Source organism: Xanthomonas sp. LMG 12460 (genome assembly GCF_009192895.1).
GTDB lineage: Bacteria > Pseudomonadota > Gammaproteobacteria > Xanthomonadales > Xanthomonadaceae > Xanthomonas_A > Xanthomonas_A sontii.
In genome coordinates, this window is the sequence record NZ_NKUH01000017.1 from 60,917 (window position 1) to 75,691 (window position 14,775).

Annotated in this window: 13 protein-coding genes; all 13 read left to right on the forward strand. The window is 68.8% G+C overall.

The features are described from left to right. Positions 1–90: 90 nt before the first annotated feature. Positions 91–783 (forward strand): polysaccharide biosynthesis/export family protein, encoded by a 693-nt coding sequence (locus tag CEK66_RS03600; RefSeq protein WP_043092309.1) that lies wholly within the window; start codon positions 91–93, stop codon positions 781–783. Further along, on the forward strand, positions 780–2,216 hold the full coding sequence (locus tag CEK66_RS03605) for a GumC family protein (protein ID WP_152235973.1): 1,437 nt from the start codon (positions 780–782) through the stop codon (positions 2,214–2,216). Before CEK66_RS03600 ends, CEK66_RS03605 begins: the two co-directional genes overlap by 4 nt. A gap of 309 nt (positions 2,217–2,525) precedes the next feature. Next, positions 2,526–3,986 carry an undecaprenyl-phosphate glucose phosphotransferase gene (locus tag CEK66_RS03610; RefSeq protein ID WP_148829266.1) on the forward strand — a complete coding sequence of 487 codons (1,461 nt, stop codon included), beginning with the start codon at positions 2,526–2,528 and terminating at the stop codon, positions 3,984–3,986. A 178-nt stretch (positions 3,987–4,164) separates the two neighbouring features. Then, a complete protein-coding gene (locus CEK66_RS03615) occupies positions 4,165–5,436 on the forward strand; it encodes a polysaccharide biosynthesis protein GumE (protein ID WP_152235974.1) in 1,272 nt (423 codons plus the stop codon). Then, positions 5,433–6,530, forward strand: a complete 1,098-nt coding sequence (locus CEK66_RS03620; protein ID WP_152235975.1) for an acyltransferase family protein — start codon at positions 5,433–5,435, stop codon at positions 6,528–6,530. Before CEK66_RS03615 ends, CEK66_RS03620 begins: the two co-directional genes overlap by 4 nt. Positions 6,531–6,573: 43 nt before the next feature. After that, on the forward strand, positions 6,574–7,707 hold the full coding sequence (locus CEK66_RS03625) for a glycosyltransferase family 4 protein (protein ID WP_152235976.1): 1,134 nt from the start codon (positions 6,574–6,576) through the stop codon (positions 7,705–7,707). Then, entirely contained in the window at positions 7,704–8,753 is a 1,050-nt protein-coding gene (locus CEK66_RS03630) for a GDP-mannose--glycolipid 4-beta-D-mannosyltransferase (RefSeq protein WP_152235977.1), read from the forward strand. Before CEK66_RS03625 ends, CEK66_RS03630 begins: the two co-directional genes overlap by 4 nt. Further along, positions 8,750–10,252, forward strand: a complete 1,503-nt coding sequence (locus tag CEK66_RS03635; RefSeq protein ID WP_152235978.1) for a lipopolysaccharide biosynthesis protein — start codon at positions 8,750–8,752, stop codon at positions 10,250–10,252. Before CEK66_RS03630 ends, CEK66_RS03635 begins: the two co-directional genes overlap by 4 nt. A gap of 52 nt (positions 10,253–10,304) precedes the next feature. Further along, the gene (locus tag CEK66_RS03640; protein WP_152235979.1) at positions 10,305–11,492 is read left to right on the forward strand and encodes a glycosyltransferase; all 1,188 of its coding nucleotides are present in this window, start codon (positions 10,305–10,307) and stop codon (positions 11,490–11,492) included. Positions 11,493–11,543: 51 nt separating this feature from the next. Next, the gene (locus CEK66_RS03645; RefSeq protein ID WP_017910240.1) at positions 11,544–12,335 is read left to right on the forward strand and encodes a polysaccharide pyruvyl transferase family protein; all 792 of its coding nucleotides are present in this window, start codon (positions 11,544–11,546) and stop codon (positions 12,333–12,335) included. Beyond that, on the forward strand, positions 12,322–13,113 hold the full coding sequence (locus CEK66_RS03650; protein WP_152235980.1) for a WecB/TagA/CpsF family glycosyltransferase: 792 nt from the start codon (positions 12,322–12,324) through the stop codon (positions 13,111–13,113). The genes CEK66_RS03645 and CEK66_RS03650 overlap by 14 nt, the downstream gene beginning before the upstream one ends. Positions 13,114–13,187: 74 nt before the next feature. Continuing rightward, a complete protein-coding gene (locus CEK66_RS03655) occupies positions 13,188–13,658 on the forward strand; it encodes a cupin domain-containing protein (RefSeq protein ID WP_017916102.1) in 471 nt (156 codons plus the stop codon). 17 nt (positions 13,659–13,675) lie between these two features. Then, positions 13,676–14,725, forward strand: a complete 1,050-nt coding sequence (locus CEK66_RS03660) for a TraB/GumN family protein (protein ID WP_226978483.1) — start codon at positions 13,676–13,678, stop codon at positions 14,723–14,725. Positions 14,726–14,775: the final 50 nt, after the last annotated feature.

Here is a 14,775-nt window from a genome sequence, read left to right on the forward strand (position 1 = left end):
TAATCATCCTCCGACCGGGAACGGAACCCTGGCCGGCTGGGGGAGTGCGGCGCTTCGAAAACCAATCGACAGAGGGCATCAGCATCGCGCATGGGTAAACTTTCCGTGACCTTCCAATGGGCGCTTGCCCTGTTCTGCCTGGGGCTGCTGTCCGCATGCAGCAGCGGGCCGGCGATGCGTACCGACCTGCCGGCGGGCGATCCGCTTGCCGCTTCAATGGGCAAGCCGGAATACCTGCTCGGCCCGGGCGACCTGCTGACGGTCAAGGTGTTCCAGGTCGACGATCTGGAACGGCAGGTGCGGGTCGACAACGAGGGCCGCATCTCGTTGCCGCTGATCGGCGACGTGAAGGCCGCCGGCTCCAGCGTCAATGCGCTGCAGAAGGAGATCGCCGACCGTTACCGCAACGGCTATCTGCAGAACCCGCAGGTGTCGGTGCTGGTCGACGAGTTCACCGGCAACCGGGTCACGGTCACCGGCGCGGTCAGCGAGCCGGGCATCTATCCCATCCAGGGCTCCGCCTTGACCCTGCAGCAGGCACTGTCTCTGGGCAAGGGCGTCAGCGACGTGGCCAGCCGCGGCAATGTGGTGGTGTTCCGCACGGTGGGCGGGCAGAAGATGCTGGCGCGTTTCGATCTGCGCGATATCCAGAAGGGCGCCGCGCCGGATCCGGCGATCTACGGCGGCGACATCGTGGTGGTGTACCGCTCCGATGCGCTGGTACTGCTGCGCACCGTGGTGCAGCTGACCCCGTTCGTGATGGTCTGGAGGGCCTACCGATGAGCGCCTCCACCTTGCCTCCCGTTTCCGCGCCGCGCCCGCGTCCTGTGGGTGCCCCGCTGAGCCCGGCCGACATCGGCCTGCTGGATTACTGGAATGCGCTGTACCGGCAGCGTTGGCTGATCATCGGTATCACCGGGGCAGTCGTCCTGCTGGCGTTGCTGGTCCTCCTGCTGATGACGCCGAAGTACCGCGCCACCAGCGTGCTGCAGATCGAGCGCGAATCGCTCAACGTCGCCAATGTCGCCAACCTGATGCCGGTGGAATCGCCGCAGGATCGCGACTTCTACCAGACGCAGTACGAACTGCTCGGCAGCCGGTCGCTGGCGCGGCAGGTGATTCGCGAGGCCAAGCTGACTGAGGCGCCGGCGTTCAAACCGCTGGTCGATGAGGCCCTGGAGAAGCTGCAGGACAACGGCGACGGGCGTGCGCCGACGCCGCAGGCGCGTGCCGCCGCGGCGGAGAACGCGCTGGTCGGTCCGGTGCTGGACGCCTTGACCATCGAGCCGGTGCGCGACTCGCGGCTGGTGCGGATCAACTTCGATTCGCCCGACCGCGTGCTGGCCACGCGCGTGGCCAACACCTACGCCAAGATGTTCATCGCCTCGACCCAGGAACGCCGCCTGCAGGCGTCCTCGTTCGCCGCGCGCTACCTGTCCGAACGCCTGGCGCAGCTGCGCGACAAGGTCGAGGAGTCGGAGAAGAACGCGGTCGACTATTCCAGCCAGGAACAGATCGTGTCGATGGGCGAGGACAAGCCCTCGCTGCCGACGCAGAACATGAGCGAACTGAATGTGCGCCTGGCCGCGGCGCAGGATGCGCGGATCAAGGCCGAGGCGGCCTGGCGCCAGGCCGGCATCGGCGACGGCATGGGCCTGCCGCAGGTGGTCAGCAACCCGTTGATCCAGAATCTGCGCGCCGAGCAGGCCAAGATGACCGCCGATTACCAGCAGAAGCTGGCGACGTTCCAGCCCGGCTACCCGGAGATGCAGCGCCTGCAGAACCAGATCGCCGAGACCAAGCGGCAGATCGCCGACGAGGTCGCCAACATCCGTAGTGCGCTGAAGAACGACTACGAGTCGGCGCGTCAGCAGGAAACCTTGCTGGCCGACCGCATCGCAGCGCTGAAGAACGACGAACTGGACCTGCAGACCCGCAGCATCCGCTACACCATGCTGCGCCGCGAGGCCGACACCAACCGCCAGCTCTACGACGCGCTGCTGCAGCGCTACAAGGAGATCGGCGTGGTCGGCAACGTAGGCACCAACAACATTTCGATCGTCGACCGCGCCGATGTGCCGGGCAAGCCGAGTTCGCCGAAGAAGCTGCTCGGCCTGGCGCTGGCCTTCGTGTTCGGCCTGTTCCTGGCGGCGGCGGTGGCGCTGGTGCGCTACTTCATCCGCGAGGCCGAAGCCGCGGCGGCGGCCTCGGCGTGATGTCGCGGTGTCATGGCGCGCCGCACCGCGCGAGGCGCGGGTGCGTGCCGCACCGCACACAACAGCATCGGTTCGACGCACAGTCTTCAGTGAGGTGATACGTGGTTCAGCTAGGCAATGAGGTGCTCCATTATTTTCCAGCGCGGTTGTACGAAGACGTTGTTCTGTTGAAGTAATCACGGGCTGCCGTGGACCTGGGGTCGGCGAGGGAGGCGCCGCAGCGGTCCACAGGCAGGCGAAATCGAGGCCCGGCGGCGTCGCATGTTCCCCCGCATGCCGATCGACCGGGTTTGGATAGGAATCCCGATCATGCTTTTGGCAGACCTGAGTAGCGCCACCTATACGACCTCCTCGCCGCGCATGTTGTCCAAGTACGCGGCCGCGGCAGACATCCTGTTGCGCGTGTCCGACCTGACCGTCATGGTCGGCGGCGCGTTGCTCACCCACCGGTTGCTGTTCGGCACCTGGATGCCGGAACCGGCCTACCGGGTGGCGATTGGCACCACCCTGCTGTACGCGGTGATCTGCTTCGCGCTGTTCCCGCTGTACCGCAGCTGGCGCGGGCGCGGCCTGTTGCGCGAGATGATGGTGTTGAGCCTGGCCTGTGGCGGTGTGTTCGCCCTGTTCGCCATGCATGCCTTCGTGGTGCAGTTCGGCCAGCAGGTCTCGCGGCTGTGGATCGGCACCTGGTTCGTCACCAGCCTGGCGACGCTGCTGCTCTCGCGCACCCTGGTGCGCGGAGTGCTCAACCGGCTGCGCTCGGAAGGCGTGGACGTGCAGCGCGTGGTCGTGGTTGGCCTGCGCCATCCGGTGGTGAAGATCCACAACTACCTGAGCCGCAATCCCTGGGTGGGCATGCAGGTGGTGGGCTACTTCAGCAGCGACTACGACCTGTCGGTGGCCGACCATCCGCAGAAGCTGCAGTGCCTGGGCGAGGGCACCGCCGACGCGCTGATCGACTACCTCGACGACCACCAGGTCGAGCAGGTGTGGATCTCGTTGCCGTTGGGCGAACGCGACCATATCAAGCAGCTGCTGCAGCGCATGGACCGCTATCCGATCCAGGTCCGGCTGATTCCCGATCTGTTCGACTTCGGCATGCTCAACCAGTCCGGCGACCAGATCGGCAACGTACCGGTGATCAACCTGCGCCAGGGCGGGGTGGACCGCAACACCTACTTCGTGGTTGCCAAGGCGCTGCAGGACAAGCTGGTGGCCCTGGCCGCACTGGCCGTGCTGTGGCCGCTGATGCTGGCGATCGCGGTGGGCGTGAAGCTGAGCTCGCCGGGTCCGGTGTTCTTTCGCCAGCGCCGCCACGGCCTGGGCGGGCGCGAGTTCTACATGTACAAGTTCCGCTCCATGCGTGTGCAGCAGGAGCCCAGCGACGTGGTGGTGCAGGCCACGCGCGGCGACAGCCGGGTGACCCGTTTCGGTGCGTTCCTGCGCCGCACCAGCCTGGACGAACTGCCGCAGCTGTTCAACGTGCTCGGCGGCAGCATGTCTGTGGTGGGGCCGCGTCCGCACGCGGCGCAGCACAACACCCACTACGAAAAGCTGATCCACCATTACATGCAGCGGCACTACGTCAAGCCGGGCATCACCGGCTGGGCGCAGGTCAACGGCTTCCGCGGCGAGACGCCGGAACTGCGCACGATGAAGAAGCGCATCCAGTACGACCTGGACTACATCCGCCGCTGGTCGTTGTGGCTGGACACGCGGATCATCGTGCTGACCGCGTTCAAGGTGCTCGGGCAGAAGACCGCCTACTGATGCGCCCGATGCGTTTTCTTCCCGCCGACCGTGTACAGCGCCGGCGCCGCCTCCGCGTCGCCGTCGTTCCCGTGCTGCCTGCGTCGAATGACGTGGCGCGCGACACGTTTCTGCCGCGCGTGACGGCAGCCGATGGCCGCGTTGGCGTGCAACGCGCCGCCGCCGCAGCGAGGTGCGCATGCTGAGCGTGCCGGACATGCCGCTGCGCGAGCAGCGCCGCAACCTGCTGATCGAGCTGGTGCTGCTGTTCGCCGTCGGCTACAACTTCGTGCTGGCGGTGATCAACGCCAAGGTGTTCCGGGTCAGCCCGGCGATGACCTACGCGGTGGAACTGGCGGTCTATGCGGCCTGTTTCCTGCTAGGTATGCGCGCGCTGGACCGCAAGCGCATGGCGATGGTGTTCACCGGCATCGCGCTGCTGGCGCTGCTGATGCTGGTGCGCCTGTTCATGGCCTGGACGCTGGATCCGAAGTTCTTCCGCGATGCGCTGATCCCGTTCGCCTTCCTGCTGCTCGGCGCGGCCTACACCGGCTCGCTGCCGCGCATGTTCGTACGCATGGCGCTGCTGGTGTCGCTGGTGGCGGTGTTCGAACTGGCGCTGCCCAAGGTTTACGGCGACGTGGTCAACCCCAAGAGCTATTTCGTCAACGCGCGCGGCGCCAGCGCGTCGAGCTTCTGGAATCAGGACAGCAACCTGTTCGTCAGTGCGACACGGCCGGGCGCGCGCAATTTCCTGCCGTCGTCGAACCTGCCGCGCGCCTCCTCGGTATTCATCGAGCCGGTGACGATGGGTAACTTCATCATCTTCTTCACCGCGATCCTGCTGACGTTCTGGCGCTGGATGCGGCCGTTGGCGATCGTCGCCTCGGTGGCGATGATCGGCTTCCTGATCGTGGCCTCGGACGGGCGCCTGGCCGCCGGTACCTGCGTGATGATGGCGCTGCTGAGTCCGTTGCTGCTGCGTATGGACCAGCGCCTGGGCTTCTTGATCTTCTTCGCGGTGATGGGCGGAGCGTGGCTGCTGGTGTGGGCCTCCGGCATCCAGAGCTACGAGGACACCACATTGGGCCGGGTGTTCTTCACCGTCGATTCGCTCCGCAGGATGAGCGCCGATGCGTGGATGGGGCTGGACGTGGACCAGCCGTACCGTTACTTCGACAGCGGCATCGCCTACTTCATCTCCTCGCAGTCGGTGCTGCTGGTGCTGGCGTTCCTGCTGGCGTACTCGTTCGCGATGCTGATGCGCACCATCGAAGGGCAGCTGTTCAAGAACCTGCTGATCTTCGCCTTCTCGCTGAGCCTGCTGGTTTCCAACGGCTATTTCTCGATCAAGACCGCGGCGCTGTGGTGGTTCGTGTGCGGGTGCCTGTGGCAGATGGCGCCCCGCCTGCGCGAGTCAGCCGCAGTGCCTGCGGCGCCGGCTCCCTGCATCCCGGCGGTGCCGGCATGAGCGCGCCCGCCACGGCCGTCTCCGCGTCCGTGCCGGCGCAGGGGCGCAGCGCACGGGCGAGCGCGCCGCGCGACATGCGCATCGATGCGGCCAAGGCGATCGCGATCCTGCTGGTGGTGTTCGGGCATGCCAAGGGCATTCCGCACGCCTACGTGATCCTGGCCTACAGCTTCCACGTGCCGATGTTCTTCCTGTTGTCAGGCTGGGTCGGCGAGGCCTTCGGCAACCGCCCGCTGAGCCTGGCCACGGTCGGCAAGCTGGCGCGCAGCCTGTTGCTGCCGTACGTGGCGTTCTTCTTCGTCGCCTACGCGTACTGGATGCTGACCCGGCATATCGGCAGCAAGGCGCAACTGTGGGGCGACCGGCCGTGGTGGGAGCCGCTGCTGGGCCTGGTCAGCGGCATCGGGCCCAAGCTCTACGTGATGCCTGCGCTGTGGTTCCTGCCGGCGCTGTTCGTGACCACGCTGGCCTATCTGGCGCTGCGCCGGACGCTGTCGGTGTCGGCCCTGGCCGCGCTGTCGCTGCCGGTGGCGTGGGGCTGGGCCTGCTGGTTTCCGGGGCAGGACATGCGCCTGCCGTTCTCGCTGGACGTGCTGCCGGTGGCGTTGTGCTTCTTCGCGATCGGCGCGCTCGCCGCGACGCGGGCGCAGTGGTGGCCGGCACGGCCGGCCGGCAATGCGCTGGCGGCGGTGCTGCTGGGCGCGGCCTGGTTCGCGATCGCCTGGCACAACGGCCGCGTGGACGTGAACATGCTCAAGTTCGGCGATTCCCCGCTGGAGTTCCTTGCCGCCAGCCTGCTCGGCAGCGCCATGGCGCTGTGCGTTGCTGGGCTGGTGCAGCACTTGGGCTGGCTGCAGTGGATCGGGCGCAACACCTTGCTGATCCTGTGCACGCACACCTTGCTGTTCTCGGTGATGGCCGGCGTCGCCGCCCGCACCGGTCTGGTCCGCGGCGATGCCTGGGGACCGGCCTGGGCGGTGTCGGTGAGTGTGCTGGCGGTACTGGCCAGCGTGCCGATCCGCGTGGTGCTGGTGCGGATCGCGCCGTGGATGATCGGCGTGCGTCGCAGCGCGGTCGCGGGAGCGACGGCATGACGGCGGCGTTGCGGGCCGCGCACGGGCGCGATGGAGGCCGGGCATGAAGGTGGTGCACGTGGTGCGCCAGTTCCATCCGTCGGTCGGCGGCATGGAAGAGGTGGTGCTGAATATCGCGCGCCGCCATCTGCAGCAGGGCCGCGACCAGGTCGAAGTGGTGAGTCTGGAGCGGGTGTTCACCGATCCGCAGCAACGCCTGGCCCCGCGCGACAGCCATCAGGGTGTGCCGATCGTGCGCTTGCCGTACCGCGGCTCCTCGCGCTACCCGCTGGCGCCGTCTGTTTTGTCGGCAGTGCGCGGCGCCGATCTGCTGCACGTGCACGGCATCGATTTCTTCTACGACTTCCTGGCCCTGACCCGGCCGCTGCACCGTGTGCCGATGATCGTCTCTACCCATGGCGGTTTCTTCCATACCACCTATGCCTCGCGCCTGAAGATGCTCTGGTTCAAGACCCTCACCCGTGCCTCCGCACTTGCCTACGCGCGGGTGGTGGCGACCAGTGAGAACGACGGCCAGCTGTTCTCGCAGGTGGTCGCGCCGCAGCGGCTGCGGGTGATCGAGAACGGGGTGGACGTGGACAAGTTCGCCGGGCAGGGCAGCGCCACGCCGGGGCGCACGCTGATCTACTTCGGGCGCTGGTCGGTCAACAAGGGCCTGCTGGAGACCCTGGACCTGGTGCGCGCGCTGGCCGCGCAGGATCCGGCCTGGCAACTGATCGTGGCCGGGCGCGAATACGACTTCAGCATGGCCGACCTGCAGCAGGCGATCGCCGAGCGCTGCCTGCAGCAGCGGGTACGCCTGCAGGTGGCGCCGACCCAGGCGCAACTGGCGCAACTGCTCGGCAGCGCGCAGTACTTCGTCTGCCTGTCGCGGCACGAGGGGTTCGGCCTGGCCGCGGTGGAAGCGATGAGCGCGGGGCTGCTGCCGATCCTCAGCGACATCCCGCCGTTTGCGCGCCTGCAGCGCGAGTCGGGGCAGGGCGTGCTGGTCGATCCGGCCGATGCGCAGACAGCCGCGGCCACGGTGCGTGCCTTCGCCGCCGGCACCGATGCGGACTTTGCCGCGCAGCGCGCAGCGGCAATGGCCTACGCGCATCGCTACGACTGGGACCGTGTGGTCGGCGCCTATCTGGACGAATATCGCCTGGCGCTGGGCGGCACGGAGGGCGGCCGATGAGCGGCGAGAGCCAGCGCCATGGCACGTCGCAGCAGGCCGCGCCGGCGGTCACCGTGCTGCTGTCCACCGAGCGTCCGACCGCGACCACCAATCCCTATCTGACCCAGCTCTACGCGGCGTTGCCGCCGCAGGTGCAACTGCGCTTCTTCTCGATGCGCGCGGCGCTGCTGTCGCGCTACGACGTGCTGCACCTGCACTGGCCGGAGTACCTGCTGCGGCATCGCACGGCGCTCGGCACGCTGGCCAAGCAGCTCTGTATCGCCGTTCTGCTGCTGCGCCTGCGCCTGGCCGGCGTGCCGCTGGTGCGCACCCTGCACAACGTGGCGCCGCACGAGGACAAGGGCCGGCGCGAACGCCTGCTGCTGCGCTGTATCGACCGCCAGACCGTGCGCTGGATCCGCATCAATGCGACCACGCCCGCACGCGTGCCGGCCACCGACACCATCCTGCACGGCCATTACCGCGACTGGTACGCGACGCTGCCGCAACCGCCGCGGGTGCGCGGGCGCCTGCTGCACTTCGGGCTGCTGCGCCCGTACAAGGGCGTGGAGACGTTGATCGCGACGTTCGGCGCATTGCCCGATCCCCAACTCAGCCTGCGCATCGCCGGCAACCCGATCGATGCGCAGATCCGCGGCGTGGTCGAGCGCGCCTGCGCCGAGGACCCGCGGATCAGTGCGCGCCTGCAGTACGTGGAGGACGCGGTGCTGGCGCAGGAGGTCGGGGAGGCGGAACTGGTGGTGCTGCCGTACCGGCAGATGCACAACTCCGGCACCTTGCTGCTGGCGCTGTCGCTGGCGCGCCCGGTGCTGGCGCCGTGGAGCGAGGCCAATGCCGCCATCGCCGACGAAGTCGGCGCGCAGTGGGTGCAGCTGTACCAGGGCGAGCTGGATGCGGCGCAACTGGCGCAGGCCCTGGCGCACGCGCAGCAGTTGCCCGCCGACGCCGTGCCGGACCTGTCGCGGCGCGACTGGAACGGTATCGGCCTGCAGCATTACCGCAGCTATCTGCAGGCGCTGACCGTGCGCCGCGGGGAGGACGCATGAGTAGCGCCGAGACCCCGCGGCCGGCAGCGCCGCAACCCGGACTGGGCGCGCGCGCCGCCGGCGGCGCGGCGGTGACCATGGCCGGGCAGCTGGCCAAGATGGTGGTGCAGTTCGGCGGCATCATTCTGCTGGCGCGGCTGCTGACGCCCTACGACTACGGCCTGATGGCGATGGTGACGGCGATCGTCGGCATGGCCGAGATCCTGCGCGACTTCGGCCTTTCCTCGGCGGCGATCCAGGCCAAGCACGTCAGCCGCGAGCAGCGCGACAACCTGTTCTGGATCAACAGCGGCATCGGCCTGGCGTTGGCGATCGTGGTGTTCCTGTCCTCGTCGTGGATCGCGCACTTCTACCGCGAGCCGGCCTTGCTCGGCATCTCGCAGGCGCTGGCGGTGACCTTCCTGCTCAACGGCATGACCACGCAGTACCGCGCGCACCTGAGCCGTGCGCTACGCTTCGGCCAGGTCTCGCTGAGCGACGTCGGCGCGCAGGTGCTGGGCCTGCTGGCCGGCGTCGGCGTGGCCCTGGCCGGCTACGGCTACTGGGCGCTGGTCTGGCAGCAGGTGGTGCAGGCGCTGGTCAATCTGCTGATCGCCGGCGCCTGCGCGCGCTGGCTGCCGCGCGGCTACCGGCGCGATGCGCCGATGCGCACCTTCCTGAGCTTCGGCTGGAACCTGATGGCCGCGCAGCTGCTCGGCTATGCCAGCCGCAACGTCGGCCAGGTGATCATCGGCCACCGCATCGGCGCCGAGGCGCTGGGCCTGTACAACCGCGCATTCCAGCTGCTGATGATGCCGCTGAACCAGATCAACGCACCGGCCACCTCGGTGGCGCTGCCGGTGCTGTCGCAGCTGCAGGACGACCCGCCGCGCTTCGGCAACTTCCTGCTGCGCGGGCAGACGGTGATGGTGCACCTGATCGTCGCGCTGTTCTCCTTCGCCTGCGCGCTGGCGATGCCGTTGATCGTGCTGGTGCTGGGCGAACAGTGGCGGCCGGCAGTGCCGCTGTTCCAGGTGCTGACCCTCGGCGGCATCTTCCAGACCGCGTCCTACGCCACTTACTGGGTGTTCCTGGCGCTGGGCCTGATGCGCCAGCAACTGGTGTATTCGGTGGTCGGGCGGGTCATGCTGATCGCCTGCATCTTCGCCGGCTCGCTGTGGGGCGTGATGGGCGTGACCGTGGGCTACACGCTGGGCTTGTTGGTGATGTGGCCGCTGTCGGTGATCTGGATCGCGCGCATCGCGCCGCAGATCCCGGCCTGGGAACTGTTCAACAACGCCTTGCGCGCGGTGCTCGGCTACGGCGTCTGCGGCGTTGCCGCGTACTTTGCCGCACAGCAGTGGGGTGGCACGTCGTTGTGGCTGCAACTGATCGTCGGCGCGGTGGCGATGGCGCTGGGCTGCCTGCTGGTGTTCGCGCTGTGGCCGGCGTTCCGCCGCGACGTGCTGGCGATCCTGCAGATGCGCACGCTGCTGCGCCAGGCGCGGGGGCCGCGATGAACGCCGGATTGCCGCGTCTTTCTTTCCCTTCCACCCGCCTAGGAGCGAGCGCATGAGCGATTCTTCCGCAGCGGCGCTGCCCGCATCGGCACCGGCCGCGGCCACCAGTGGGCGTGCGCCGTGCTATCTGGTGCTGTCGGCGCACGACTACCGCACGCCGCGTCGCGCCAACATCCACTTCATTGCCGACGAGCTGGCCAAGCGCGGCCCCACGCGGTTCTTCTCGCTGCGCTACAGCCTGCTGTCGCGGCTCAAGGGCGACCTGCGCCTGCCGCTGGACGCGACCGCCAACCAGGTGGTCCGCCACAACGGCGTGGACTGCTATCTGTGGCGCGCGCTGCTGCATCCGTTCAACACCCGGCGGCGCTGGCTGCGGCCGCTGGAAGACCTGATGTTCAAGGTCTACGCGGCGCGCGCGCCGGCCACGTTGATCCGCTGGATGCGCGAGGCCGACGTGATCGTGTTCGAAAGCGGCATCGCGGTGGCGTTCATCGCGCTGGCGGCGCGGATCAACCCGACCGCACGCAAGGTGTACCGCGCCTCCGATGGGTTGAGCACGATCAACGTCGCCGACTACATCGAGCGCGAATTCGACCGCGTGGCGCCGAGCCTGGACGTGATCGCACTGGTGTCGCCGGCGATGGCCGAGGAGGTCGCCAGCCGCCACAACGTGTACCACGTCGGCCACGGCGTGGACCACGATCTGCACACGTTGGGCGACCCGTCGCCGTACGGCGAGGGCATCCATGCTGTGGCGGTGGGCTCGATGCTGTTCGATCCTGATTTCTTCGTCGCCGCCAGCCGCGCCTTCCCGCAGGTCACCTTCCACGTGATCGGCTCGGGCATGGGGCGCGCGCCGGGCTATGGCGACAACGTGGTGGTGTACGGCGAGATGAAGCACGCCGAGACCATCCGCTACATCAAGCACGCCCGCTTCGGCATCGCCCCGTACGCGTCCGAGCAGGTGCCGGCGTATCTGGCCGACAGTTCGATGAAGCTGCTGCAGTACGACTTCTTCGGCCTGCCGGCCGTCTGTCCCAATGCCGTGGTCGGCCGCTATCCGTCGCGCTTCGGTTACACGCCCGGCGACGAGGCGTCGATCATCACGGCGATCGGGCAGGCGCTGCAGGCGCCGCACGTGCGCCATCGGCAGTGCCTGAGCTGGTCCGATACCACCGACCGGGTGCTGGACCCGGCCGCCTACCCGGAGACCCGTCTGTTCGCCGACGGCGTGGCCTGAGTCCAGGCCCCGGCTTGTCCGCCGTACCCCCCGCGCAACCAAGGAGGACCGATGTCCGCATTGCAAAAATGGATCGATTACGAAGAGCGCCGGGCGCTGTTCTGGTGGAAGCCGAAGAACGGCGAGATCAACGTGGGCGATCATCTTTCCAAGATCATCGTCTCCAACGTGCTCGGCCAGCGCGACCGCACCTTGCTGGACAAGCGCGACAAGCGCACGCGGCTGATCGCGATCGGCTCGGTGCTGCACTTCGCCCGCGACGGCGACACCGTGTGGGGCAGCGGCGTCAACGGCAAGATTCCCGCCGACCGCCATACCTTCCGCCAGCTCGATGTGCGTGCGGTGCGCGGCCCCAAGACCCGCGCGTTCCTGCGCGAGCGCGGCCTGCAGGTGCCGGAGGTCTACGGCGATCCTGGTTTGCTGATGCCGTTGTTCTTCCCGCGCGAGGCGCTGTTGGCGCCATCGGCGCGGCAGCCGTTCCTGGTGGTGCCGCACTTCAACGAACCGTTGGACAAGTATGCGCAGTACAAGGACCACCTGGTGCTGCCGAACCGCCAGCCGGCCGCCTTCGTGCGGCAATTGCTCGGCGCCGATCTGGTCGTGTCCAGTTCCCTGCACGGGTTGATCCTGGCCGAAGCCTACGGCGTGCCGTCGGTGTACCTGGACTGGGGCAACGGCGAGGACCGCTTCAAGTACGACGACTACTACGCCGGCACCGGCCGCGGCCGCTGGCATGCCGGGCACACGGTGGAGGAATGCGTGGCGCTGGGCGGCAATACCGTGTTCGACCTGGCCGCGGTGCAACGCGGCCTGCTGGAGAGCTTTCCGCATGACCTCTGGTGAACGCGCGACCGGCGAGGTGCTGGCGCTGGGCGGCTATCCGATCCTGCGCAGCACCGAGACCGAGTTCGTTGCCGCGTTGTTGCAGGCGCTGGCGCGCGGCGAGCGCCGCCAGGTGTTTTTCGCCAACACCAACTTCGTGGTGCAGTGCCAGGCTCTGTGCGAGCGCCTGGCCGCGCCGGACGTGTGCATCGTCAACGACGGCATCGGCATGGACCTGGGCGCGCTGCTGGTGCACGGCCGCCGCTTCGCCGGCAACCTCAACGGCACCGATCTGATTCCGGCGCTGTGCCGGCAGAGCCCGCGGCCGCTGCGCTTCTTCCTGCTCGGCGGCCGTCCCGGCGTGGCCGACGCCGCGGCGCAGACCTTGCGGCAGTCGCTGGGGCAGCAGGTGGTCGGTACCTGCGATGGCTATGCCGAGTTCGCCGCGGCCGGCGACGGGCTGGCCGCACGCATCAACGCCAGTGGCGCCGACGTGCTGCTGGTGGCGTTCGGCAATCCGCTGCAGGAGCGGTGGCTGCTGCAGCAGGCGGGACAACTGCAGGTGCCGCTGGCGTTCGGCGTGGGCGCGCTGCTGGACTTCCTGTCCGGCACCGCCCGGCGTGCGCCGGCCTGGGTGCGCCGGCTGCGCCTGGAATGGATCTACCGCCTGCTGCGCGAGCCGCGGCGCCTGCTCAAGCGCTACAGCTGGGACCTGCTGGTGTTCTTCGCGCTGTGCCTGCGGCATGGCAGGCGGCTGGGCGCCATGCCGCCTGCACGCGACTCGCTGCGCCCCTCGTGACGTCGAGCGGCCGCCGCCGCGGAAATGGCGCGGCCTGACATCCGCACGGCCGTGCGCCGGATTAGACTGGACGCATGTCCAGCGCCGCCGCTTTCCGAATCGCCGCCTTGGTGCGCGACCTGTCGCTGCTGCCGCACCCGGAGGGCGGGCGCTACGCGCGCGTGCATACCTCGGCCCTGATGGTGCAGCACGAGCAGACGTTGCGCCCGGCCTGCACCGCGATCCGCTTCCTGCTGGCGCAGGGCGAAGTCAGCAATTGGCACCGCATCGATGCCGACGAGACCTGGCAATGGGAAGAGGGCGGTGCTCTGGAACTGCTGGGCTTCGATCCGCAGCATGGCCTGCAGCGCTACCGCCTGGATGCCAGCGAGCGCGGCGGCATGCCGTCGGTGGTGATCGCGGCCGGCACCTGGCAGGCCGCGCGTCCGCTGGCCGACTACTGCCTGGTGCGCTGCGTGGTGGCGCCGGGGTTCCTGTGGGAGCGCTTCGAACTGCTGGCGGACACCGACCCGCTGGCCACGCACCTGCCGAAGCTGGCGGACTGATGCCGGGGCGGCGCGGGGTGCGCGCAGCGACCGCGCCGGGGGCCGTTGCGCGCCGGCTCGGCCCGGCGTTGTGCCTGGCGGCGGCGTTGCTGGCGGCGGGCGTGCCCGCCGTGCAGGCGCAGACCGCGACGCCGGCCGCACCAGCCCATCCGCCGGTGGTCGACCTGGAGGCGGTGCTGGTGAGCGGGCGCCAGCCCGGCCCGGGGCTGTGGCAGGTCCGCCGCGGCGATCACGTGCTGTGGATCCTCGGCACGGTGTCGCCGCTGCCCAAGCGCATGCAGTGGGAATCGGGCGAAGTGGAGCGGGTGATCGCCCAATCGCAACAGGTGATCGCGGCGCCGACCCTCACCCTGGACTCGGGCCTGGGCATGTTCCGCAGCCTGATGCTGCTGCCGTCCTTGCTCAAGGCGCGGCGCAATCCCGACGACCGCACCCTGCAGCAGGTGCTGCCGCCGGAGCTGTATGCGCGTTGGCTGCCGCTGAAGGCGCGCTACCTGGGCCGCGACAGCAGCGTGGAACGCTGGCGGCCGGTGTTCGCGGCGCAGGAGCTGTACGAAGCGGCGATGCGCACTTCCGGCCTGAGCCTGGGCAGCGTCGTGCAGCCGGTGATCGCGCGTGCGGCCAAGCGCGCCAGGGTGCCGATCGTGCCGGTGGTGATGGAGGTCAAGGTGCCCGACGCCAAGCGCGCGCTGCAGGAGTTCCGGGCGACCTCGCTCAACGACAGTGCCTGTTTCGCGCGCACCTTGCAGGTCATCGATCGCGACCTGGAGACGATGCGCCAGCGCGCCAATGCGTGGTCCGAAGGCGATCTGGACACGCTGGCCGCGTTGCCCGCCAACGATCAGTACCGGGTCTGCCTGGACGCGGTCGGCGAAGCGGCGATCGCGCGCAAGCTGGGCCTGGGCGATGTGCGCCAGCGTGCGCAGGCGGCCTGGTTGCAGGTGGCCGAGCGGGCGCTGGCGCAGAACCGCTCCAGTTTCGCGGCGTTGCCGATGCAGACCCTGCAGGAGCCGGGCGGGCCGCTGGATCGGCTACGCGCCAGCGGCGCCGAGGTGATCGCGCCTTAGGTCACGCGCTTGAGACGCCGGCGCAATCGGAAGCGGCATGCGGCGCATCG